Origin of the sequence: Bacillus spongiae (assembly GCF_037120725.1) — a bacterium.
GTDB lineage: Bacteria > Bacillota > Bacilli > Bacillales > Bacillaceae_K > Bacillus_CI > Bacillus_CI spongiae.
Map to the genome: position 1 here is coordinate 1 of NZ_JBBAXC010000018.1, position 26,113 is coordinate 26,113.

The following is a 26,113-nucleotide window of genomic DNA, read 5'->3' on the forward strand; positions in this document are numbered from 1 at the left end:
ACCTCTGGTTCAACAGGAAACCCGAAAGGGAACTTAACTGTTCACCAGAACGTCGTAAAGACCATCTGCAATAATGGATATTTAGAAGTAAGTGAACATGATCGAGTGCTACAGCTTTCCAACTATGCCTTTGATGGGTCAACCTTTGATATCTACACGGCCTTGTTGAATGGAGCTACATTGGTCGTCATTTCTAAAGAGGCAGCACTTGATGTAAAAGAACTATCAAACATCATTCGAAAAGAAAATATCTCTATTTCCTTTATGACGACCGCGTTATTTAATACGATTGTTGATTACGATCTCACCTGCCTCCAGGAAGTCCGAAAGGTGTTGTTTGGTGGGGAGAAAGTATCGATTAACCATGTAGAAAAGGCTTTAGCTTATTTAGGAGAGCACCGGATGTTCCATGTATACGGACCAACCGAGACGACGGTATTTGCCACTACCTATTCGATTGATAATCGAGTGAAAGACATGGGAACAGTGCCGATTGGAAGACCTCTAAACAACACGGAAGCTTATATCCTGGACCCATCTCACCAGCCTGTACCGATTGGAGTAACAGGAGAGCTGTATATTGGTGGGGAAGGGTTGGCTCGTGGGTACCTCAACCGACCTGATTTAACAGAAGAGCGATTTATTTCTCATCCATTCAAAGAGGGGGAGCGTTTGTACCGAACAGGAGACTTAGTTAAATACCTTCCAGATGGAAATATTGATTTCTTAGGTAGGGAGGATCATCAAGTCAAAATTCGTGGCTTTCGAATTGAGCTTGGAGAAATAGAAGGAGCTTTATGCGAATTTCCTTCGGTGAATGAGGCAATTGTCCTTGTTCGAGAAGATCACCCAGGAAACAGAGCACTGGTCGCTTATATAGTGGGAGAAGGGAGCGTGGCAGAATGGAAGGAACATCTAAAGAAACAATTGCCAAGCTATATGGTGCCTGCACACTTTGTTTCGATGGAATCCTTTCCGCTGACCCCGAATGGAAAAGTGGACCGTAAAGCATTCCCTGCTTCTAGCCAAGAGCATGTAGGGGGGCATTACATCGCTCCTCGTACACCATTAGAGGAACAAATAGTGACCATTTGGGAACAAGTGCTGAGGATAGAGAAGATTGGAGTCGGGGATTCATTCTTCGAATTAGGAGGCCACTCTTTATTGGCTACTCAAGTCGTTTCCTGTTTGCAAGAAACGTTTCTACTCGACCTTCCGTTACGAGAGATATTTACGTATCCAACGGTGGAAGCATTAGCAGAGAGAATAGAACAATTGCGCCAAGAAGAAAAGGTTTCATTCCAACCTTCTGAGGTGACAACAATTAATAAAGAGGATTTTCTTAAAAAGAGGTTACAAAATCGGAAGAAAACGAAGCCTGAGAAAATCCGAAAAAAGCCTGAAGATGCACAAGCAACACTCTCTCTTAACCAAGAGGGGTTATGGCTTTCTCAACAAATGGATCAAGCATCATCGAAATATAATGTCCCAATCTATTTAATTTTTGAAGGGAAACTAGATGTAGAGGCCCTTACTTACAGCATTAATGAGATCGTGAAGCGCCATGATGGACTTCGAACAAACTTCATTAATAAAAGAGGGAAGCCACACCCTATTATTCATGCTTACCAGCCAATTGACATCGAGATTCATTTATTAGACATGAAAGGGAGACCAGAGATTGAAGCGATACAGTCAGCAATGAAGAACGAAGCAACCTATGTATTTGATTTAGAAAAAGACCCACTCTATCGTTTTACCATTTACAAAATAGAAAAGCAGAAGCACATTTTAACCATTAATATACACCATATGATTACAGATGGATGGTCTCTTGACATCATAGGACGAGAATTAGAGGCAAACTATTTAAAGTATCTTGGGGAGACTTTTGAGCCACTTGAAGAATTACCTATTCAATATGAGGATTATGCCTATTGGCAACGGGAACAAATATCTAGTACTAGATTTGAAAAGCGCATTGATTATTGGAAAGAAAAGTTGAGAGGACATCCACCAGAACTTAAGTTGCCTTTAGATCGACCACGTTCAGAGGAGGTAACGGATCGTGGGGCAATTGAGACAGAGCATATAACGCAAGAAACCGTTCATCAAATGAAAGAGATTGGTCAACAAGAAGGAGCCACATTATTTATGAGCTTTCTGGCTGCGTATAAGATGTTGCTATACACTTACTCTAATCAAAATGATATTTTGGTAGGTTCTCCTGTTGCGAATCGAACCATGAGAGAGACTCAGAACGTAATTGGCTATTTTAACAACAATTTAGTGTTGCGAACAAAGTTAGATGAGGACGGTACATTTCATGATTTGATTGCTCAAGTTCGTGATGTGGTTCTAACATCCTCTGCTTATCAAGATGTTCCTTACGGGAAAATGATAGAAAAAATAAATCCAAAGAGAGACAAATATATTTCTCCTTTCTTCCAAGTTTGGTTTGTGATGGATCATAAAAAAGAAGATTCTCAGTTGCCTAGCCTAACAATGAAATTCCCGTTGCTTGGAGCACATAGTGGAAGGTCAAAATGGGATTTGACCTTAGGCCTAACAGAAGTAGAGGGAGGGATGCAAGTCATCATTGAATATAAACCAGATTTATTTAACAAAACAACCATTCAAACCATCCTTCGCAGTTATCTCTTTATAGTGGAACGTGTGTTGGCGGAACCTACTATTCTCCTATCTCAGTTAAAGGAAGAAATTGAGAAGGAAGAGCAACGCTATATGGAAGAACAGAAAAAGAAGCGAAGTCATGACCGCAAATCCGCTTTTAAACAATTTAAATTAAAAATGAAAACAAAGTAAAAAAATAATTAACTACTTATTAAATGGAGGTTAAAACAATGTTTAAAACAACGAATAAAAGAAAGTTTGTAAAACCGAAAGCAATCGATATCTCGCAACGAGAAATCGTAAGGGAGGGACAACTTCAAACTGGAGAAATGCTGCCGTTATTAATACAACCAAATGTGTCAGATGTAGATCTAAAGACTTGGTATTTAGAGAATAAAGATCGAATAGAGGAAAATGTGTTGAAATATGGTGGGGTCCTTTTTAGAGGGTTCAATATTAAAACATCTGATGATTTCTATGATTTTATCAATTCAATTTGTACACAACCACTAAGTTATAAAGAGGGGGCAACACCAAGGTCCGCAGTAAAAGGGAAAGTGTATACGTCTACTGAATTTCCACCAGAAGAACATATTGCTCTTCACAATGAGCTTTCCTATGTCCTGACGTGGCCAAAGAAAATTTGGTTTTCTTCCATTATCGGTGCGAAGGAAGGTGGAGAAACTCCAATCGCAGATGTCAGAAAAGTGTATCAATTCCTTGAGCCTAGCATTAGAGAGAAGTTTGAAGAAAAGGGTTGGATGCTTGTTCGCAATTACGGGGATGGTTTTGGACAACCGTGGCAATATGTCTTCCATACAGAGAGTCAAGAAGAAGTAGAGAAATATTGTAAAGAAAATGGAATGGAATGTGAATGGAAAGAAAATGGCATGCTTAGAACACGTCAAGTTAGACCAGCCGTAACGGTTCACCCTGATACTGAAGAGAAGCTTTGGTTTAACCATATTGCTTTTTGGCATAAGTCTAGTTTGAAACAATCTGTGAGAGAGATGTTACTGAAAGAATTTGGTGAAGAGGGACTTCCATACAATACTTATTATGGTGATGGAACCCCGATAGAAGATGAAGTAGTAGCGGCATTACGTCAAGCTTATGATAAAGCAACTGTTGCATTTCCTTGGGTCGAAGGTGATGTACTAGTATTGGATAATATGTTGGTGGCGCATGGAAGAAATCCGTATAAGGGTGAAAGAAAAACACTAGTTGCAATGGGAGAACCAACCACTAGAAACGAAATGAAAAAGGAGGACAACGAATAATGGAAGGGTACTCATTATCACCACAGCAGAAAAGAATTTGGGATCTCATGATGGAAAGGGAGGTTTCATCAAATGGAAATCATCTGAGCTTTTCACTTGAAGGACAAGTAAGTATAGATTTGTTACGCCAAGCATTACAGCAATTGGTTTTGCGTCATGATGTATTTAGAACAATCTATCAAAGTGTTCCTGGTTTAACTTATCCAGTACAAGTGGTTAGGGAAGAGATGGCCATTGCCTTTGATTATCTTGACCTTCAACAAATTGACCCTAGTTCGTTAGAAAAAGAGATTCGTAGAATAAAGGATAAAAGTGTGGATATTGATGTACAGAAAGGTCCAATATTACATGCCACTTTCATTTCATTGAGTAAGGAGAAGTCACTTCTTTTAATGAAGTTTCCTTATATCACTACGGATATTGTCCCTGACTTAATGTTAAAAGAAGTAGCCGATTGCTATCATAGTGTCTGTAATCAAGAAGAGAAGAAAGAGGATAATGAAGAAATCCCTTATGTAGCTGTCTCAGAATGGTTTAATTCAATATTACTAGAGGATGAAGAAGGTGTGGAAGGGAGAGACTTTTGGCAACAAAAGACGTTTGACAAATTACAGGCTCCACCTGCTTTTGGCAACAAAGATGAGCATACCCATTTTAGCACTGCTCTTTCCTTATCGAAGAAGTTAAACGAAGAGTTGAAGAAGCAATTAAATGATTTTGTAGTAGAGCATAATGTAACAATGGATGCTACTGTGCTTTCATCATGGCTGCTTTGTATTCATCGCTTCATTGAACGTGATGGTGTAAACATTGGTGTATATATGAATGGAAGAATGGATGAAGAGTTAGAAGGAATGCTGGGTCTATTAAACAAATATGTGCCCGTCGCATCTCAATATGATAAGAATGCTGATTTTCTATCCTTTGTCAAAGAAGTGAATGTAAGCCTAGAAAAATCTACAGAATGGAGCCCTTACTTTGATATGAACCAACGGAAGAAAGAGTCCGGGCGTCTCCCACATTTTTCTTATGGCTATAAGGGGAGAGAAGGAGCGAATCTGACTCAAAGTAATGGCGTTCAGTTTTCTTTACAAACTCAAACAAATGAAGTTGAACCTTTTGATCTGTTGTTGTTCAGTGAAAATGAAGAGAGCTCCCTTACGTTTACTTTAATAGGGAACGAAAATGTATATACGAATGAACAGTTAGATTTTATGATCAACTGCTTAGTTAATCTATTAGGTGAAGCATTATCAAACCAAAAGCAAGCGATTCAAACGCTACAATTAATTCCTGATGAGATGAGCAAGAACTTGCTTCACTTATTAACAGGAGAGAACGTAGAGCCGCCATCTGCAACTGGTTTACAGCAGTTATTTGAGGATCAGGTAGACAAAACACCCGATCATATAGCTGTTCAATTTCAAAATCAAGAATTGACATACAAAGAATTAAACAGTAAAGCAAATCAACTAGCCCATTATTTGATTGATCAAATGGATGTAGGACGAAATCAGGTCATTGGGATATGTATGGAACGATCTATGGAAATGGTCATTAGTTTGTTAGCAGTCCTTAAGACTGGTAATGCCTACCTTCCTATTGATCCAGAATATCCGAAGGCACGTATTGAATATATGATGAGTGATTCTAATGCGAAATGGATCCTCACACAATCTGGGGTAATGAAGCATCTTCATACTTCCTATAAAAACCTTGTAGAAGTGGATAACATTTGGAATACGGTCGATCAAGAAAAAGTGGAGAATCTTAAAGTAGAGAATCAACCAGAAGATCCTGCTTATGTGATTTATACGTCTGGTTCAACCGGTAACCCGAAAGGAGTGCTGCTACCTCATCGAGCTATTATGAACCATATGATGTGGATGAATCAAAAGTTTCCTCTATCTGAAAAGGATGCTGTTCTACAGAAAACATCATTTAGCTTTGATGCTTCTGTTTGGGAGTTTTATGCTCCACTTCTATCAGGAGCTCGTTTAGTAGTGGCTGAACCGAAAAAGCAAGCAGATGTTGAATATATGATGAAGGTCATCAAGCAGTATAATATCAGCACTTTACAGGTGGTGCCTTCATTGCTTCAAGCTCTTATTCAAATTCCATTGTTCAATGAATCTCCTTTAAAACGTGTATTCTGCGGTGGAGAGAAACTAAGTCTATCATTACAAAAGAAATTCTATGAAGTTTCCTCTGCTACTTTAATTAATCTTTATGGCCCTACTGAAGCTTGTATCGATACTACCTACGATGTCTGTGACAGGGAGAATCTTAGTGAAAGTATAGGAAGACCACTATCTAATGTACATGTAGTGGTGATGGATGAGAACGGTCAACTTGTACCTCCTGGAGTAAAAGGAGAGTTATTGATTGGTGGAATGGGTCTGGCACTTGGTTATATGAATGATGAGCAGACAAAGGAACGATTTGTCCCTCATCCATTCGAAACAGAACGTATCTTGTATAAAACAGGAGACTGTGTACGTTACATGTCAGACGGTCGTTTGGAATTCATCGATCGAATAGATAGACAGGTGAAGTTACGAGGATACAGAATTGAGTTAGGAGAAATTGAATCGGCATTACATCAACATATGGAGGTTGAGCTTGCTGCAGTCAAGGTCCATCTACAGGAATCAGAACAAATGATAGTTGGATATGTACAAAACCATGAGAATAGGGAGATAGATCAGCAAGAAATCCGTTCTTTCCTACTAGATATACTTCCGGATTATATGGTTCCAGCAACATTCATTGTTATGGACAAACTGCCATTGCTTCCAAATGGAAAAGTAGATTACGCTAGTCTACCTGAGGTTGATCTAAATAAAGGATCTAGTGAGGCTTATGTGGAAGCAGAAAGTGAAGTGGAACAATACCTTCACCCAATATGGTGTGAGTTGTTAAATAAAGACAGAATCGGAGTGAATGATAATTTCTTTGAACTGGGTGGGCACTCATTAATTGCGACACAACTTATTTCTGAAATATGTAATGACCTAGATATTGATTTATCCTTACGTAGTATATTTGAGGCACCTACCATTCGCCAGCTATCTTTGAAGATAGAGCAACTGTTATTACAGGAAGCATAAATAAAAGCATTTTATCTAGTTAACTATTGATTAAATAAAGGGGTGACCATTCGTGCGCCATTCAGATTCAACTTCTAGTCGTTCATCATCACTGTTACAACAGAAATTAAAGGAAAAGTTAGAGGGGAAAAAGAAACAAATCGTCAAACGATCAGCAAAAGAGAGATTTCCCCCTCTCTCTTTTGCTCAACAACGCCTTTGGTTTATAGACAAGTTGCAACAAGGATCATCTGCATACAATATTTGCTTGCCATTTAAGATTAACGGAGCCTTTCATTTAGAACATTTTAAGAACAGTATTCATACTATCGTTCAAAGACATGAAGCATTGCGAACAAATTTTCTTGAACAAGAGGGAAAGGCTTATCAGCTAATTCATGAGCACAAAGCTCAGTCGATTCATTATGTGGATTTATCTTCACATCCCGTTCAAGACAGTCAAACATATATAAACAATGCTTTAAGAGAAGAAATTGACTATGTCTTTGATTTAAGTCATGAGGAGTTATTTAGAGTCCGTATCTTCAAGCAATCAGACGTAGAGCATGTTTGCATTATTACGCAACATCATATTATTTCTGATGGATGGTCTATCGATCTATTATTTCAAGAACTGCAAGCTATTTATCTTTCATTTCTGTCGGGCAAACCTCATGAATTGCCTGAGATGACCGTTCAATATGCTGATTATGCCTCGTGGCAGAGAAAGCTGATGGAAAAGGGAGACTTTCAAAAGCAAACCGACTATTGGAAGGGAAAACTGAAGGACCATGCTAAGAAATTAGATTTGCCAACTGATTATTCTCGTCCAAAAAGACAGACCTTTCACGGGAAAACGCTCCCTTTTCACATTCCTCATCAACTGGCAAATGAATTAAAAAGGGTCAGTCAAGAGCATCAGTCCACGTTGTTCATGACATTATTAACAGCGTTTCAAATTCTACTTTCTCGTTATTCAAACCAGGAAGATGTCATTGTTGGGACACCTATAGCGAATCGAAAGCAAAAGGAAGTACAACATCTATTAGGCTTCTTCGTCAACACTCTTGCCTTACGAGCAAGAGTAGAAGGGAATAAAACCTTTCAGCAAATATTAAATGAAGTTCGTGAAACAACTTTAGAAGCATTTATGAATCAGGATGTCCCTTTTGAGAAAATCGTTGAAGAAGTCGTTGAAGAGAGAGATGCAAGCTATTCTCCATTATTTCAAGTGATGTTTGCTTTGAATCAAGATTCAGAGAAGCTAAATGCATCAGATTTCTCTTTAGAACCAATTGAATTTGATCGTCACACATCTAAATTTGACCTTATGCTAACGACAAAAGATACAGAAGACGGAATTGAGGCAATTATAGAATACAATACGGACCTTTTTCACCAATCAACTATTAAGAGAATGAGCGGTCATTTCCTTCAGCTTTTAAATCAAATCGTTTTAAATCCAGCTGGAAAAATAGCTGAGTATGATTTGTTAACTGTAAAAGAGAGAGCAACGATAGTGAAGGAATGGAATGAGACAATCACGGATTATCCTAAAGATCAAACGATTGTTCAATTATTTGAAGCTATTGTGGATAAAAATCCAGAAGCCATCGCCATTCATGATGGGAATTCAACTGTATCCTATCGTGAGTTAAATGAAAAGGCCAATCGACTTGCTCATTACCTAAATCGAAACTACCATAATGAAGAAAAAATCGGTATTTTATTGGAACGTTCTCCAGAAATGATTATTTCAATCATCGGCATTCTTAAAGCAAATAAAGCCTATGTTCCATTTGATCGTTCTTACCCAGTTGAAAGAATTGGCTATATGGTGATAGATGCAGAAGTGCAAACAATTATTACTCGGGAGTCATTGTCTAGTCAACTGCCACAGGAATCTACAGAACTTCTTTTCATTGATCAGCTTGACCACTTCCTGTCGACGATGGGAACAGCTAACCTCAACCAGTGTACTGATAGTCAGGCTCTTGCTTATATTATGTATACATCAGGATCTACTGGTCGACCAAAAGGAGTATGTGTCAATCAACGGAATATCATTCGATTAGTAAAAGATTCAAATTATTTTACCCTATCTACTAAAGAGGTATTTCTTCAACTTGCTCCAATCTCTTTTGATGCTGCAACGTTTGAAATATGGGGTAGTTTGTTAAACGGGCAAGAATTAGTCATTTTTCCACCAGAAACACCTTCACTCGAAACGATAGGAGAGGTTATTCACGAATTTGGCGTTACGACCCTTTGGTTAACAGCAGGACTATTCCATGAAATGGTTCAACATAATCTTCAAGGGTTACAACCTATCCGACAGTTATTGGCAGGGGGAGATAAACTGAATGTTCAATCGGTTAATAAAGTCCTCCAGCAATTACCTGATTGTCGTCTCATTAATGGATATGGACCAACAGAGAATACAACTTTTACTTGTTTCCATGAACTCTCTTTAGAACATGGCGATTATACATCTGTTCCGATTGGCCGTCCTATTTCTAATACTAAGGTCTATATTTTGGATAAAAATCTAATGCCTGTCCCTGTCGGAATCCCGGGGGAATTATATATCGCAGGAGACGGTTTATCTAAGGGGTACTATAACCAGCCAGAATTAACAAAAGAAAGGTTCATTTCAAGCCCGTTTAATACAGGAGAAATTTTATATCGAAGCGGTGACTTAGTTCGATATTTAGAGGATGGAGTTATCGATTTTATTGGAAGAATAGACCGACAAGTGAAGATAAGAGGATTTCGTATTGAACTAGGGGAAGTGGAGTCAACCATACTAGCTCATAAAGCTATACAAGATGTAGTAGTCATCGATAAGGAGGAGGGTGGAGAGAAGCTCTTACTTGCTTATATCGTTTGGAATAAAGGTCAAAAAATAAGTACTGAGCAACTTCAGCAAGAACTTCAACAAACATTACCTACTTATATGATTCCAACCTATATTACACCTATGGATGTACTACCCCTTACACAGAATGGAAAGATTGATCGTAAAGCGTTACCTAACCCAACTAAAAGTCAGGAAAAATCGCTTGAAAGGATAGAGCCTAAAGACGCAATAGAGGAGCAAATGCTCGCCATTTGGTCAGATACACTGAACAATGAAGCCATTGGTGTTGATAGCAATTTCTTTCGATGTGGGGGCCACTCGTTACTAGCAGCTAGAATGACCTTTAAATTAGGGAAAATCTTTAATATAGAATTATCAATAAATACGGTGTTTGAATTCCCTACCGTAAGGAAGCTTGCAAATGTTGTACGTCAAGAAATGAAACGAAATCAGCATGGAACTAAATGGGCAAGCATTCCTAAAGTAACACGTCAAAAGGAACATCCATTATCATTTGCCCAACAAAGGTTGTGGGTTTTGCATCAATTAGAACCTAATAATCCAGCTTATAACATGCTTGTACCAATGAAACTAAAAGGAAAATTAGACCTTAAAGCTCTTGAACAGGCACTCGCTGAAATGGTGAAAAGGCATGAATCGCTAAGAACGACTTTTCATATACGCAATGGGGAACCGTATCAGGTGATTTCACAACACCTAGATTCAGTATTAACTCACATTGATTATAGCTTGGTTTCAGCAGAAGGTCATTTTGATCAGTTAGTAGATCAGTATTGCAATCAAGCCCTCAGTCAACCATATGATTTAGAAAAAGGACCGCTATTTAAAGCAACGCTAATGAAAAAGCACGAACAAGAACATGTACTGCTTCTAGAGATGCATCATATTATATCTGATGGATGGTCGCTTGAAGTTATTCAAAGGGAATTACACATCTTATATGAAGCTTTCTTAAAGCAACAGCCATCACCACTTCCTTCATTGCCAACACAGTATTTAGATTACAGCGTCTGGCAAAAAGAGGTATTTGAAAAGGAAGTGATGGAAGAACAAATGGCCTATTGGTCTGAACAGCTAAAGGGTCATTCTTATGTACTAAAATTACCTGTAGATTATCCACGACCAAAACAGCTAACAGGTAAGGGAGCCGTTTACCAACTTAAGCTATCAAAAGAAACGAGTAAGAAGCTAAAAGAGTTAAGTAATGAACATAACACGACATTATATATGACACTATTAACACTATTTAACCTTCTATTGAAGGGGTATACCGGTGAGAAAGATATACTCGTAGGAACTCCGATTGCTAATCGGACGCATCCGCATGTTGAAGGTCTCATTGGGTACTTTGTTAACACCCTTGTTATTCGAACGCAAATGCAAGAAGATATGTCATTTGTCGAGCTGCTTGAGACTGTTAAAAATACGGTAACAGATGGGTTTGCACATCAAGACTTACCGTTTGAAAAAGTGGTAGATAAACTGAGAGTAGATCGGGACGTTAGTTACTCTCCTTTATTCCAAGTGATGTTCTCCCTTCAGAACAGTACTCAGACAACATTTACAATGGATAAATTAGAAGTGGATTATATTAATTGTCAACCTGAGACAGCTAAGTTTGACTTGTCTTTAGATATGACCGATACAGAAGAAGGTATTACTGGAGCTTTTGAATATAGTACAGATTTATTTAGTCAAAGTACAATTGAGAAAATGGCTAATCATTTGGAAGTACTTATTCATTCTATTCTCAAAGATAAGGAACAGAATGTTTCCGATGTAATGATTTTAGATGAAGAGGAAAAACAGCAGATGGTATATGATTGGAACGCCACTAATATTCCATTTCCTGATAAGAAATGTATTCATCAACTATTTGAGGATTCAGTAGATAAGATGCCAAATCACGTTGCTGTTGTTTTTAAAGAGAAGACGTTAACTTACCGAGAACTCGATCAGAAGGCAAACCAATTGGCCCATTATTTACAGGAGAGAGGTGTGGGACCTGGCGTTTGTGTAGCAATAGGTATTGAGCGCTCTTTAGAACTTCCGATTTCCTTATTAGCCGTATTAAAGGCTGGAGGAGCTTTCTTGCCACTCGATTTAGATGCTCCTTCAAAGAGAATTAGCCAAGTGCTGAAAGGTGCAGAACCGCTCCTATGTTTAGTTCATAGTCACTTAAAGAACATTCCTAACGATGTTGTTTCTCTTGTGGATATTCATGAAGTCGACAAGTTCTCTACTTATCCAACTTCAAGACCAATCTCAGAAGTGACATCAGATGACCTCGTTTCTATTTATTATACGTCGGGTTCAACTGGAAAGCCAAAAGGGGTTGAAAACGTTCATAAAGGGTGGGTCAACCATATGACCTGGAATCAAAATGAACTTAAATTAACTTGTAACGAAACAGTGTTACATAAAACCACCCTTACCTTTGACGATTCAGGAATAGAATTCTTTTGGACCTTCATGGTAGGAGCTAGGGTAGCTATTTTGGAGCCTGGGGCACATAGAGATCCACATGCCATTATTCAAGCAATGATACAATATAATGTGGCAGTAAGCTTTTTTGTTCCAAGCATGCTCAACTTAATAATCGACCGAATTTCATTAGAAGAAAGGTTACAGCTAACGGATTTAAGAGTCGTTGTATCGGGTGGTGAAGCACTTCATTCAGAAACCGTGCGAAAGTTTATGGAGCGGTTTGAGTCAGAGTTATACAATACATGGGGAGCTACTGAGGTGTCCATTGGTTCGTCATTTCATCGCTGCACAATAACAGATGTGGTGAAGGACGGGAATGTGAGTATTGGAAAACCAATCGATAACCATTATTTATATGTATTGAATGAAAATTTACAACCTGTCCCAATAGGAGTACCTGGAGATATTTATATTGGAGGTATAGGACTTGCAAGAGGGTATTATAAAAATTCTCTAAAAACAAAAGAGTCTTTTATTTCTAATCCGTTTATAGAAGGTGAACGGATGTATCGTACAGGAGATAGAGGGACGTTTGATTTAGTAGGAAATATTCAATTTTTAGGAAGGGCAGACAACCAAGTAAAAATAAGAGGTATGAGAATAGAATTAGGCGAAATTGAACATACGCTCGCCCAGCATTCATCCGTAAAGGAAGCCGTAGTTGTAATTAAAGAGGATCACGTAGGTGAGAAAAAACTAGTTGGCTATGCTGTTTGTTATTCTACACAACCATCTTCTAGTATGGAATTAAGGGAGTATCTTAAGGCGAAGCTACCAGGTCACATGGTACCATCTTTTGTTGTAACGCTTGAATCTTTTCCATTAAATAATAACGGGAAAGTGGATCGTAAAGCCTTACCTACTCCTGAAATGACATCAAGTGAAGATTATGTTGCACCAAGAAATGACACAGAGAAAATTATGCAGAATATTTGGCGAAACGTTTTAAATATTAATAAAATCAGTGTAAAAGATAACTTTTTTGAAATGGGAGGTCATTCCCTTAAGGCCATTGTTTTAATGGATCGTATAGAAGAAGAATTTCAACAAAGGGTACCTTTATCCACCTTGTATGAAAAACAAACAGTAGAAGAGTTATGTCAAGAGTTAAAGCCAGAGAGGACCATTAAAGATCAAATCCTCGTCAAGATACAAGAGGGAGAAAAGGATGGAGCTCCTCTATTTTTCGCCCACCCAGTCGGCGGAGGAATCATGAGTTATATCCAGCTTGCAAAAGAACTTAAAGAAGAAACAATTTATGGATTGCAAGCTATGGGCTATGAGTCAGATCATCAACCATTAACGGATATGCATGAGATGGCAGACCTGTATTTATCTGAGATTCAGCAAGTGCAGGAGAAAGGACCCTATCGATTAGCCGGATGGTCGTTTGGAGGGAACCTTGTCTTTGAAATCGCTAAAAGACTAGAGTTATTGGGAGAAGAAGTAGAGTTTATCGTTATCATAGATTCAGAAGCAGAAGTGAAAGCTGTTGAAACTTACAATAAAAACCGGTCTAGCCTTCAGTTGATTTCATTGAATCTAGGAATCTGTAATGAAGTAGAGATAAATATGAATCAAGATTTAGATGAAGATCAATTACTCAATCAAGTGGCTAAGAAGTTGAAGGCATTAGAATTTTTCCATCAAGACACTTCGAACGAAGTGATGAAACGAAAAATAGAAGTATTAGCGGCTAATGAGGAAGCTTTTAGTCATTATACAACTAGAGGTATCGTGGAGGCTGATATCCATGTTTTTCATGTGACCGAGGTGAATCCACATCGACCATTTTCTTTAATAGAACCAGAGAAATGGAGGAATAGAACGAATGGTCAACTATCGATTACGAGGGTGGAAGGACATCATGAAAGTGTACTTGAACAACCAAATGTTTCTAATCTTGTTAATAGGATAAAAGAAAGACTGTCATGGCAACATACTTTATTAGAGAGTAAATAGATGATACATGGAAACCACTCTAGTACTCAGGAAATAGTATAGAGAGGAAGAGTGGTTTCTTAAATCTAAAACAATTGCAGCTTTACAACTGATAGGAGGGCGACTCAATCTACCTTCAAATGTCCGAAATAAGCGTGTCATCTTCATCATTCTTCATAATCAATGATGAAAAAGGATAAATGATGGATGTGTTTTTTACAGCATTTGTTATGCTAAAAGTACGATACTGAAATTTTGTTGACTATTATGTAGTAGAAACTCCCTTTTAAAGAGAATAGTATGATTAAAAGGAGTGCAGAGTGTGAAAATATTCGCAGTTAATTTATCAGATTTGGATCATTCAAATGTTAATGACCACCTTTACTCTCGTATCGTGTCTAATGACACCTTAAATAGAGCAAGGAAATTTAGAAATAGAAAAGACACATTACGAACAATGGTGGGAGAATTACTTATAAACTATTTATACGAAAAAGTAGAGGGATATGGTACTATCCCTGTCATAAGACGTAATCAATACGGGAAACCGTATGTAACATCAAATAATTTTCTCTTTAATCTATCCCATTCAGGAAACTGGGTCATTTGTATTGTTGACCAAACTCGCGTTGGGATTGATATTGAGCAAATTAAAGCTATTGATTATGAAAATTTAATATCAATGTTCCATCCTGTTGAAATGGAACAAATGGAATATGCAGAGAATAAGCAAGATTTTTTCTATAGCTTATGGACTGTAAAAGAAAGTGTGTTAAAAAACATCGGTAAGGGACTAAGCCTTTCTTTAAAAAGTTTTCACACAAAATTTTCTAATGAAGATATTCAAGTAAAGTTTGAAAATCCTTTGTCTGAAAACTTATACGTAAAAACATATGACTTTGATTATCGTTATAAGCTTGCAGCTTGTGCCTTGCACAATGATTTTCCAAACCATATAACCTATATAAATATAGCAAAAATTATTCAGTATTACGCAAATTTCGCACCTAGAAAATACTGTTGAATTCATTATCGTATGAGTGGATCTATGCTCATATTTTAGAGAAATAAAACAAAGTCGATGGTGTATAAAATATCATTTCTGATAAAAGGTGGTATCAAGCTTACCTATCGTCATGTAACCCGAAATACATTCTATTTCGGGATTGCTTTTTGTCCTCTTCCATTTATTTAGAAATCCCCATATGAAAATTTATTCAAGGAACACCTTTTGATTTATCTGAACTGATAATTAGTCTAAACATAAAAATATGGTAATTCATCTATTGGATTAAAAGTGATTATAACATCAAAAGCACCCACTGAAAGGGTTTTTTCATCCTGTTCAATTTACTACTATACACATAAAAAAGCTTTGAAGACTGATGAAATAATTAACTTTGACATCATTAATAATGCTCTTTCATTAAGAAACCTATAACCATTTATTTAAGCTCTCAATGATAATATCAGGTCTATCAATATGAATTTCGTGGTCACTACGATCTGCTATGATCAATTCACCTTGATTTGATAACGTAGCCAACTCTAATTGTAGTTCACGCCAAACTTCTTCGTATTCACGTGCCTCTTCCTCCGGAATATTGTATTGAATAAAGGCACTTACTGAAGCCTCTATATCTCTTGCTATGACGGTTAGTGGAATGTTGGGAAATTCACTAAGCTCTTTTATCTTCTCACTATTTAACTCCCAGTGGTTATATTCATCAGCGACAGTCTTGAATAATGTTGGATTCGTTATAAACGCTTCAAGTTTTTCCGCTTCATAGTCAGAATACTTCTTGTAGAATCCCTCAATCATTTCACCATATAGCTCTTTAAGTGCTTCTCTTGATTTGTTTGAATGACCTAAATTACTTTCTACCATTTGGTCTATCGATATAAGGGAATTCATTACCGGGAGATCTAAGTCATATAATCGGTTGAAATTTGGTGAGGTTGAATCCAATAAAACTAATCTATTAACTTTGTCCGGAAATAGCATTACATAATGCAATGCACATAGCCCACCAAAAGAATGCCCCATAACAAAGATCTTTTCTTTTATACCTAATGACTCAATTAGGTCATTTAGTTCGTATGCAATACCTTCAGTTGTTCTTGGATTCTTCGAAACCTCACTATTCCCATAACCAGCTCGATGGTACATAATAATAGTAAACTCTTTCATTATCTTCTTTACAAAAGGAAGCCATTGATAAAAGGAGCAGCCTATACCTGTTTCTATAAGAAGAATTTTCTCTCCGGACCCCATCACTTTATAGTCTATGTTTTCTACGTTCACTTTATCTTCACCTCTACCAACTAGAATGTTAATCTGATATTCTTCTACCTCCCTATAAGGAGAAGGGGATATACATATAAGATTTTTGTTAAAGGGCTTGCATTTGAGATAATAAGTATCATTATTTAGTAAAAGAATTCAATAAGATTCAACGATTAAAATAGTCTACTACCACTTTTTGGAAGGTAAAATTTATAGGCATTTCTGGCAGTTTGCCAACTACATTTTTAAGGTGTTCACTCAAATGCACTTAATCTAACGGAGTTGACACTCCTAACACTAATGAGGAGTGTGTCTTTTCGTTCGGGTAAACCTGTAATTTAAATTACAATTTTTCCCTTCCGCTCTTAATTATATCTTAAATTTATATGATTTTTCTGTCATAGGTAAATATTATGTGTTATTTTTAAAATTCAATTTATGCAAAGCGATTCGTAATTTTTATGAATTAGCCGAGAACACTCGTGACTTTAGAGAATATTGGGATGGGAGATTAACTTGAGTAGAGAAATTAAATATCAGTATAGAATAACAAAATATAATCCAGATTTTAGAAATGATGAAGGTCATTATACTATAACAGATGAATGGACAAGTGCGTATGATATAGGAAAAATGGTAAATGGCAATTCTCTCACGTTAAGTGAATATTTAGACGTAGAGAAAGCATATATAAATACGATTATGAATTTTATTCAACTAAATAATATAAAAAGTGTAAGATTGGTTGATCTTGAGAAAGATAATCTGAATTCTACCGATAAAACGTCACCTTTGTATGACCCCGCCTTCCACCTACTGCATTTAGAAGAGGATATAGAACTGAGTATAGATAATGTACCTATAGTTTCTAAAATGGTCTTAAGAGAGCTTATTTACTGTCAATTAATATCTAAAGATTTCTTTGTACATTTTGGTTATGATTATTATATGTACATTGGGTCAAACAATGTTCAAAGTGGTTCCTTAGATTTTACTATTAATAATAGCCTTTTTGTAGAGGAAATGATCTCTCCATATTATATTCCTGAAAGTAATGTAACAAGAGGTATAGAATGGATTCGTATTGATGAAGAAATTATTGAAGGATCAGAATTACTGAAGGGTATTACTTTAGAGGAATATAGAGGTGTACTTCAGCTTTCTAACATCCATCCTGTAATAGGATCTTTTCCTATTAAACAAGAATATGTTAACTTTTTTCAAAAGAAAATAAAACATAAAATAGATTTTAGTAAATATAATTACTCTTTAGTATCTAATGACTAGTTTATATAAGGTTATCTCTCACTTATCTTCACCTCTCTTCAAACTCTTTTCATTAATTTTCATTTAGAAAATATGAAATGCACCGATTGTAATGATTACTATGAGAATTATAAGAATCACAGAATGAATTTTTCTTGAGGAGTATAGGTACTCTACATATTTTTAAAGGGGCGAACATAATAATTTTAGAGTTCAAAAAAAACTGGAAAATCCATCGGAACTCTACCCTTATTACCTATTAACATAAGATTAAAATAGGAGAATAGGCCAATAGTCAATAATTTGCCTTATCTTTAATATTGATTGAATATTTTGATTTGATAAACTATTTTTAACGTGTAAAAACAGTTTATGTTTTATAAATAAAGTAATTTTGAGTTACATTGTCATTTTTTAGGATGCTTTATTTTTCAAAAACAGACCCTTCATCTATGACAGGAAAAATGGATAGGAGTGTTGAAATCACATGAGATTTTGGGAGATTTTACTTGTAGGCGTTAATTTTGGGTTATTGTACTGGGTGTTCTCGAAGAGAATAAAGGCTACCTCTACTAGTAAATCGCACTGGCCTTTAATCGTGGGGATTTTAGCGGTGATGGGTCAAGTGGTATTTGAGGGGATAACTTGGCGGATGATTCCCGCATACTTGACGATAGTCCTTATAGCGGCGTATCTCTATGTTGGGAGAAAGAAGAAGAACAAGAGAAAATGGTATACAGTAACGATTCAAATAACAATGTTGACCGTTTATTTGGCCAGCGCCATTCTTCTCCCAACCTTCTTTCCAATCTTCTCCTTACCGAATCCAACTGGAGCTTATTCTGTAGGAACGGTAACGTATCATTGGACAGATGAGAAAAGATTAGAAACCCTTGAGAAAGGTACACAAGGAAATCGAGAGCTTATGATACAAATTTGGTACCCGGCTACCGAAGAAAGCGAGAAGGAACCTGAGCCATACTTTACACCAGAAATAACGAGAACAGTGGGGATACCCTTAAGTCATTTAGACCAGGTCAGGACTCACTCTTTGTCTGAAGCGAGTCTGTCATCAGAGCAGGAGCGATACCCAGTGTTAATATACTCACACGGTTATGGTAGTCCACGTAATTCCGCAACGTTTCAAATCGAAGAACTAGTGAGTCATGGCTACATCGTAGTCGGTATGGAGCATACGTATAGTGCTCTCGCAACGGTATTTCCTGATGGTAGAACGGTGATAAACTCAAAAAAATATCCATCTAACTCATACCTTAATGATTTGATGTCAACCTGGAAAGCAGATGCAACTTTTGTGCTTGACCAACTTGAAGAGTTGAACAATGGAGGAGAAAACGATCGGTTTAAGGGTAAGTTAGATTTGGGGAAAATCGGTATGTTTGGACATTCGTTCGGAGGTGCTACCTCATACTGGATGTTACAGCAAGACAAGCGAGTAAAAGCTGCCATCAACATGGACGGTGGGCTAATCGGAGGAACAGTCCCTGAAGAAGGAGGAGAAAAGCCGTATTTCTTGATGAACACTACTTGGAGTTTGGACGAATGGTTGAAGTCAGCAGACCAATTAGGTAAAACGCGGGAGTCCATAGAGAAAGAATACTATGACTATTTGTCAAAAAATGAAAAAAGTATCGTTGGGGGCGGCTTGTCTTTACTAATCCCAAATTCTACTCATGCTAGTTTCACAGATGTAAGTCTACTTAGCCCATTGAATCGTGCAAAAGGAGAAAATCCAAAAAAGGTTCACCGACTAGTAAGGGAATTTACGCTTGCATTTTTTGATCAGTATGTTAAAGGTACGGGTGAACCGACACTCCAACATTTAGGAGAGAAATATCCAGCTGTTAAATTTAAAGTAAACCATTGACATGTTATAAAGTAGTTCCATTGGCTTGAATTTAGTAGTTGAAAATCAAGTTGAGGAAATACTTACGTCGGCATGGTAACCAATAATAAGGTGGTCTAATTTTGTTTGTTTTGCTGCTTCAAACTGGAAAGTGCTGCCCAAGAAATCCCAAATGAGATTACGGGGAAAATAATATTCCAAGATGTGTAGTTAATTTCAGAGAAAAAGTGTTTCATATACCAAGTTTCATATAATAAATTTAATAACAGTGTTATTAAAGGTGCAACCAATGCCTTTTTAACAATAATAGATGCTAAAAGCCCTAATCCTATCACTATAAGTGGAACAATAAACAACTGCATGAGAAAAGGGTCGATTGACTCAATATATCCCATAACATTTCTCCTCGCTATTTATCAGAATGATATCATAATAAATAATATCCTTGTTTATTCAAAAAACAAACCATTTAGAAAAAGTCTAGATAAAAAAGGAGTTAAACTAAAATTAATGTAAAGGTCATCATTATGAAGTCGTGCCTAACAAAGCTTTTCGTAATTACACATTATAGAGGTATTTCGTTCTCTTATATAAATGGTTCAACGTTAATCACATAGAAATATACAAGATAAAAGTGAGGGTTTGGCTCCATTTGGAAAGCTTAATAGGACATTATATTCGAAATGCTCATAAAATATCATTCCATTATCATCTTGAACGTTCTCTCAAGTCTCACCACTATAAAATCAATTCATTGATCACAAAACAAAGACGCATCTCTTATGAAAGAAACACGCCGCTTATTATTACTTAAATGACTCAGCTATCGTAATGAATTCTTCTTTTGAAATATATTTATCAGAACTCGATGCAACATATTTTAAATCATAATGAATCTCTTCTTCCACCCAATTCAATAACATAAGGTCGGGACTTTCTGAATAATAAAAGCCTTCGATATCTCCTATTTTTATAGCTTCAAAATCCGTATCATACTCTGTTTCCATATTTACTACTTGCAGTTGTAGATGAGCATAACTTTCACCCTTACTTAAAAAATCGAAGATTAGGAAAAGAGAGCCTTCTTCATAATGTGGAGGAGGCTGAGAAAAATCAACCTGATCTGGCTTAAATGGTAATTTTGTAGGTAGTTTTGGCAGAGAGCTTTCTTCATTTAATTCTTCTGAATGTTTCGGTTGAACGAATTCATTCTTGAATATCCTTGTAAGTTCCTCGTTATCATATGTAACTAAATTAGCTTCACTACTGCATCCTATTACAAAAATTGGAATCGTTATTAATAATAAAAGAATCTTTTTCAAAAGTGATCCCTCCTCTATATGTTGGGTATACGACAATTAATGTATAAAAGTTTCTTATCCTAGAAAGTATGCGGAACATCCTCTTATTATGATACAATACGAATATATGTTCTGTGTTAGGGGAGAAATGGCTATGGTAACAACAAAAGAAGATGTTATTAAATTAATTCAAGATGATGATGAAATGATGAATATTTTGAGTGCAGCCAAGGCGTTAAACTTACCTGATTGGTGGATATGCGCAGGATTTGTACGTTCAAAAATTTGGGATACGTTGCACGGATTTAATAAACGGACTGAAATAGAAGATGTTGACGTGATCTATTTTGATAAAGAAAATACGGATGAATTAACGGAAAAAAACTTAGAAAATACATTGAGAGGCATCTTACCGAATGTACCTTGGTCTGTTAAGAATGAGGCGAGAATGCATGTTGTCAATCAAGTTCCACCTTATTCTTCTTCGGAGGATGCTATTTCTAAATTCCCAGAAACGGCAACGTCTCTTGGTGTGAAATTAGACGAAGAAAACAATATTGTTCTTACGGCACCTTGTGGAATGGAGGATGTAATTCATTTAAAAGTAAAGCCAACAGCTTATTTTAGAAATTCACAAAAACATCATGCAATTTATGAAGAAAGAATTATGAAGAAAAATTGGAAATCTATCTGGTATAAGATTGAAGTCCACCATATTTAGAATGAATCAGCCTTTTATTAAGTAATCACATATTCAATTAAAAAAGCATCGAAATCATCCTACAAAAGTCGTAGATAGGACTAGCCAAATGAAAGAGAGAAATTCTACCCTTCTTGCCGATTTCAGTCTTTTTCATATCTTCTACAATTGAAGTAAGAAAAAGTCGAGAGGGGAAAAAGAAATGAAAAATATTATGATTACGGGTGCATCAAAAGGTTTAGGGAGAGCATTGACGTTAGCTTTCGCAAAACAAGGTCATACGTTAGCCATTTGTGCAAGAGGTGAAGCCGAATTACGTATCGTTAAGCGAGAAGCTGAGGAGCTTGGAGCGGCGAAGGTGATTGCGATTCAAGCTGATATTGCCAATCCGAATGAGGTAGAAAGATTTGTCTCCGTTGTGGAAGAACAAATTGAAACAATTGATGTGTTAATTAACAACGCCTCCATTTTTGGACCTGGACCTACTTTATTGGCTGATTACGGAAATCAAGCATTTCAAGAGGTGCTCCTAGTAAACGCAATGAATCCATTCTTTATGACAAAGAGGGTTTTACCAGGCATGATGTCTAGAAATTCTGGCAGGATTATCAATATTACTTCAGAAGCAGGAAAGACGGGTTTTGCTGAATGGGGAGCATATGGGGTATCAAAATTTGCTTTGGAGGGATTAACGAAAATTTGGATGGATGAACTTGAAGGGACAAATATTTCCATGAATCTCGTCGACCCTGGAGAAATGGACACTAGCATGCATGATAGGGCAGTACCTAATTGTGATTATGATCTAGCAAAGCCTGAAGAGGTTCTAGATGTGTTTCAATTTTTAGTATCAGATGAATCAAACGGTGTAACAGGAAAGCGGTTTGAAGCGCAAAATTTTAATAGGGAGGGGAGTGAATAATGGGGGCGTTAGCTAATTCATTTGAAATCCCTTCACATTTAAATGCCAAAATGCCAATTGAATGGACACGTGGAAGACGTGATCAAGTGGGGATGATGGTGCTTCATGCTCGGAGTGGAAAGACCATTCATACTCAATTTCGACAGCTAGCTGATTTTTTACAATCAGGTGATTTACTACTCTTCAATAATAGTCGTACCATTCCAGCTGTATTAAAAGGAGCAGATGTAGAAATTCGCTTATCGAGGAAACGAGAAGACGAATTATGGGAAGCCATTCTTTTAACAAACAAAGAGGAGGGCCATCAAGACTTTGTGCTTGAAGGGAATCTTCATTGTAAAATTGTCGGAAAAGGGAGCGAAGAGCCTCTTCAAGTCTTATCTTTCTCTAAAGAAGGAGGGGACTTTTTCGACCATTTATATAGGTTTGGTCAACCCATTCGTTACGAATATATAGATTCACCATGGCCATTAGACTATTATCAAACGGTATTTGCTTCAGCACCAGGGTCGGTTGAAATGCCTTCAGCTGGTAGAGCCTTTTCGTGGGAAATGTTGAAAGGTTTAAAGGAAAAAGGAGTTCAAACAGAATTTCTTCAGCTACATGCGGGGCTAAGCTATTATGAAAATAATCAGTGGCCAAATCCAAAGCACCATCCCGAAGCATTTCAAATTCCACGCTTAACAGCGCAGAGAATCAATGAAACAAAGGCTAATGGTGGACGCATTGTGGCTGTTGGAACAACCGTGGTAAGAGCAGTTGAATCAGCCGTTAATGACTATGGAAAAGTGTGCCCGGGAAAAGGGTTAACAACTTTATATATTCAACAAGATTATGAACGAAAAATAGTAGATGGATTAATAACAGGTTTTCATGAGCCACAAGCTAGTCATTTGCACTTACTTACTTCGTTTGTAGAAGAATCGTCCCTCATTTTGGCATATCAAGAAGCCTTAGGGCACGGATATCTCTGGCATGAATTTGGTGATATGAATTTGATTTTACCATAGGGAGGGATGTCGAATGAAGGTGCATCATATAGGGATAATGGTAAATAATCTAGAAGCGTCTCATTCTTTTTATCGAGAACATTTTGGTTTTAAAGTAAAGCAGCTCCTTCAATTTTTAGAGGAAGATATTCTTTTTATTCAAAGGGAGGAGGTCGTACTTGAACTCATTAAAGGAAGCATGGCTAAAAATACTCATCATTTTTGCTTAGAAGTGGATTGTGTAGAAAAGTGGATGAAACGGTTGAATAATCATAATCTCCAACCCATTGAAGGGCCCTATGATTTAAATAATGGGTGGAAAGTCGTATTTTATGAAGGACCTGATGATGAAATCATTGAATTGCTCGAAGTAGGGACAGGTAAGACAACTTTATGACCTTAGGAGAAGTGGTTGGTCGTAAGGGGGTTGTCAATTGTCTTACAGTATGGATTAAATGGACGGAAGGAAAGAAAAAGTGACTTTAAACTATTATGATGGAAATTGGTGAGGGTGAAAATTTCATTCTCGCTTTTTTGTTTTGTAATTTTTTGTTGAGTTGTAAGAGTTTGATGAATAAAAAATAGAATGATGAAGGGAATAAGAGGATTTTGTCGAAAAGAATCTACTATACATCATATGATAGGAGTTTTAATCATGTTGGCAGAAAAGTTGTTTCTTCATGTCTTAATTATATTAGTTCCTACTTTACTAATTAGTGTGTTCTTTGAGAAAAAATCAATTCGTGAAACACCGTACCTTCATGGTTTTATGCAAGGGATCGCAGCTTTTTTATGTATGATCTTCCCTTACTATCATTATGGGTTGTATTGGGATTTACGGTATGTTCCCCTAGTTTTTGCCTTTTTATATGGAGGGCCTGTTGCAGGAGGGATTGTATTTAGTTCAATTTTATTAGCAAGAACGGTTAATGGTGGAGACGCACTTATTTTTGGATATATTAGCGCAGTAATTGCCTTGATTGGACCACTCCTATTTTCGAAAGGATTTATGAAGCGATCGCCTAAAAGTCGAATGATTGCAGCGATGTTTGTTGGGTGGTGGCCAACCATTGTCATGTTAGGTATATTTATAAGTTACATATTGATTGAACAGCTTTCAGTCCAAAGTATGATCGGTCCATTAAAGGATCTTTTCATCTTTTTTATCATTCAAGTTATCGCTGTTGGACTAGTGTCCATTGTATATGAAACGATTTTAGAAAGAAATTATATGAAAAAAGAAATGCGACGAGCAGAAAAATTAAACACATTAGGAGAACTGGCAGCTTCCATTGCTCATGAAGTACGCAACCCGCTAACTGTTATTAAAGGTTTTTTACAATTAATGGAGAAAAAGGAACGGAATGAAAATGCTGAATATTTATCCATTGTTTTAACAGAATTAGCTCGAGCGGAAGCGATAATTAATGATTACTTGAACTTTGCAAAACCGCAATTTGAGAAACTTGAAAAACACGATTTATCGGTTATTTGTCAAGAGGTTGTTTTATTATTACAGCCAATGGCAACAAAGCAAGGTGTAAGCTTAATGAACAAACTTGATCACCATTGTGAATTGGTTACAGATAAAGGCCAGTTAAAACAAGCACTTGTGAATATTTTGAAAAATGCCATTGAAGCAACAGATACTGGAGGACAAGTATCCGTCACCCTGCAAAATCAAAATGGTATGGCGAAAATCTCTATAAGTGATACAGGAAAAGGGATGGATAAAGAACAACTGTCGAGAATTGGGACATTATTTTACACGACGAAAGATAAAGGGACTGGACTCGGGACGATGGTCACGATCAGGATTATTGAAAAAATGGAAGGGAAAATAAAGTATAATAGTGTTTTAGGCAAAGGTACAGATGTAACCGTTACACTGCCATTAAACAACTTCACAGTAAAGTGATTTGTTAATCGACTCAATCAATGATGTGGAGTCCCTGTCTTAGCACATTTTCAATAGCAGCATTTGTTTTTAAATGAATTATTGAGCCATTTAATACATGTATAAATTTCACCCCTTTTTCAAAAAATAGTGGATGTTGAGGAGGTGGAATATATGGCAAAGATTGGCGTAGAGCAGTCCCTTACTAACGTAATGGATGCGCTTCGGCAACAAGGTCATCAAGTCGTGGAATTAAACCAATCGACAGATGCAGCAAGTTGTGATTGTTGTGTTGTAACAGGTCTTGACTCCAATGTAATGGGAATTCAAAGTGCGACAACGAAAGGCTCTGTTATTGAAGCAAGTGGCTTAAGTGCGGATGAAATATGTCAACAAGTAGACTCTAGATTACCGTAAAGAATCAAAGAGTAGAAGAGCGCCACAGACGATAACATCATTATATTTACCTGTCTAAACTGTTGGTAGTAGTTATTTACCCGTCAAAAAAGACGAAGAACATTCTTCGTCTTTTTTATTTCAAGTTTGTGAGGTTTTCTTATAAAGTCGGCATT

General features: G+C 36.8%; 16 protein-coding genes. 13 read left to right on the forward strand and 3 right to left on the reverse strand.

The genetic code is table 11. The features are described from left to right. The 5 genes from WAK64_RS18015 to WAK64_RS18035 all read left to right on the forward strand — a co-directional run. The coding region (locus WAK64_RS18015; RefSeq protein WP_336588394.1) for an amino acid adenylation domain-containing protein at positions 1 to 2,826 on the forward strand (2,826 nt) is incomplete at its 5' end. A 38-nt stretch (positions 2,827 to 2,864) separates the two neighbouring features. Further along, positions 2,865 to 3,914 carry a TauD/TfdA family dioxygenase gene (locus tag WAK64_RS18020; RefSeq protein WP_336588395.1) on the forward strand — a complete coding sequence of 350 codons (1,050 nt, stop codon included), beginning with the start codon at positions 2,865 to 2,867 and terminating at the stop codon, positions 3,912 to 3,914. Further along, on the forward strand, positions 3,914 to 7,024 hold the full coding sequence (locus WAK64_RS18025; protein ID WP_336588396.1) for a non-ribosomal peptide synthetase: 3,111 nt from the start codon (positions 3,914 to 3,916) through the stop codon (positions 7,022 to 7,024). Before WAK64_RS18020 ends, WAK64_RS18025 begins: the two co-directional genes overlap by 1 nt. A gap of 52 nt (positions 7,025 to 7,076) precedes the next feature. Continuing rightward, positions 7,077 to 14,333 carry an amino acid adenylation domain-containing protein gene (locus WAK64_RS18030; protein ID WP_336588397.1) on the forward strand — a complete coding sequence of 2,419 codons (7,257 nt, stop codon included), beginning with the start codon at positions 7,077 to 7,079 and terminating at the stop codon, positions 14,331 to 14,333. Positions 14,334 to 14,634: 301 nt separating this feature from the next. Next, complete coding sequence (locus tag WAK64_RS18035) at positions 14,635 to 15,336, forward strand: 4'-phosphopantetheinyl transferase family protein (protein ID WP_336588398.1); 702 nt, start codon at positions 14,635 to 14,637, stop codon at positions 15,334 to 15,336. 411 nt (positions 15,337 to 15,747) lie between these two features. Here WAK64_RS18035 and WAK64_RS18040 read toward each other — a convergent pair whose 3' ends face one another. Then, positions 15,748 to 16,617, reverse strand: a complete 870-nt coding sequence (locus WAK64_RS18040) for an alpha/beta hydrolase (protein ID WP_336588399.1) — start codon at positions 16,615 to 16,617, stop codon at positions 15,748 to 15,750. A gap of 498 nt (positions 16,618 to 17,115) precedes the next feature. Between WAK64_RS18040 and WAK64_RS18045 the strand changes: the two genes are divergently transcribed. Next, positions 17,116 to 17,886: a DUF7683 domain-containing protein gene (locus tag WAK64_RS18045; protein ID WP_336588400.1), complete on the forward strand. Its 771-nt coding sequence runs from the start codon at positions 17,116 to 17,118 to the stop codon at positions 17,884 to 17,886. 466 nt (positions 17,887 to 18,352) lie between these two features. Beyond that, complete coding sequence (locus tag WAK64_RS18050) at positions 18,353 to 19,753, forward strand: alpha/beta hydrolase family protein (RefSeq protein WP_336588401.1); 1,401 nt, start codon at positions 18,353 to 18,355, stop codon at positions 19,751 to 19,753. Positions 19,754 to 19,848: 95 nt separating this feature from the next. Here WAK64_RS18050 and WAK64_RS18055 read toward each other — a convergent pair whose 3' ends face one another. After that, positions 19,849 to 20,127 carry a DUF2651 family protein gene (locus WAK64_RS18055; protein ID WP_336588402.1) on the reverse strand — a complete coding sequence of 93 codons (279 nt, stop codon included), beginning with the start codon at positions 20,125 to 20,127 and terminating at the stop codon, positions 19,849 to 19,851. A gap of 411 nt (positions 20,128 to 20,538) precedes the next feature. Then, the gene (locus tag WAK64_RS18060) at positions 20,539 to 21,054 is read right to left on the reverse strand and encodes a DUF4367 domain-containing protein (RefSeq protein ID WP_336588403.1); all 516 of its coding nucleotides are present in this window, start codon (positions 21,052 to 21,054) and stop codon (positions 20,539 to 20,541) included. 133 nt (positions 21,055 to 21,187) lie between these two features. Here WAK64_RS18060 and WAK64_RS18065 point away from each other — a divergent pair, with 133 nt between their 5' ends. The 6 genes from WAK64_RS18065 (at position 21,188) to WAK64_RS18090 (ending at position 25,958) form a co-directional block, all read left to right on the forward strand. Beyond that, positions 21,188 to 21,754, forward strand: coding sequence for a nucleotidyltransferase family protein (locus WAK64_RS18065; protein ID WP_419465970.1), 567 nt, complete (start codon positions 21,188 to 21,190; stop codon positions 21,752 to 21,754). Positions 21,755 to 21,935: 181 nt separating this feature from the next. Beyond that, the gene (locus tag WAK64_RS18070) at positions 21,936 to 22,655 is read left to right on the forward strand and encodes an SDR family NAD(P)-dependent oxidoreductase (protein WP_336588405.1); all 720 of its coding nucleotides are present in this window, start codon (positions 21,936 to 21,938) and stop codon (positions 22,653 to 22,655) included. After that, positions 22,655 to 23,665, forward strand: a complete 1,011-nt coding sequence (locus WAK64_RS18075) for an S-adenosylmethionine:tRNA ribosyltransferase-isomerase (protein ID WP_336588406.1) — start codon at positions 22,655 to 22,657, stop codon at positions 23,663 to 23,665. Before WAK64_RS18070 ends, WAK64_RS18075 begins: the two co-directional genes overlap by 1 nt. A gap of 13 nt (positions 23,666 to 23,678) precedes the next feature. Further along, positions 23,679 to 24,041, forward strand: a complete 363-nt coding sequence (locus WAK64_RS18080; RefSeq protein ID WP_336588407.1) for a VOC family protein — start codon at positions 23,679 to 23,681, stop codon at positions 24,039 to 24,041. A gap of 258 nt (positions 24,042 to 24,299) precedes the next feature. Then, a complete protein-coding gene (locus tag WAK64_RS18085) occupies positions 24,300 to 25,562 on the forward strand; it encodes an ATP-binding protein (RefSeq protein WP_336588408.1) in 1,263 nt (420 codons plus the stop codon). Between the two features lie 153 nt (positions 25,563 to 25,715). Then, on the forward strand, positions 25,716 to 25,958 hold the full coding sequence (locus WAK64_RS18090; RefSeq protein WP_336588409.1) for a YkuS family protein: 243 nt from the start codon (positions 25,716 to 25,718) through the stop codon (positions 25,956 to 25,958). Positions 25,959 to 26,113: the final 155 nt, after the last annotated feature.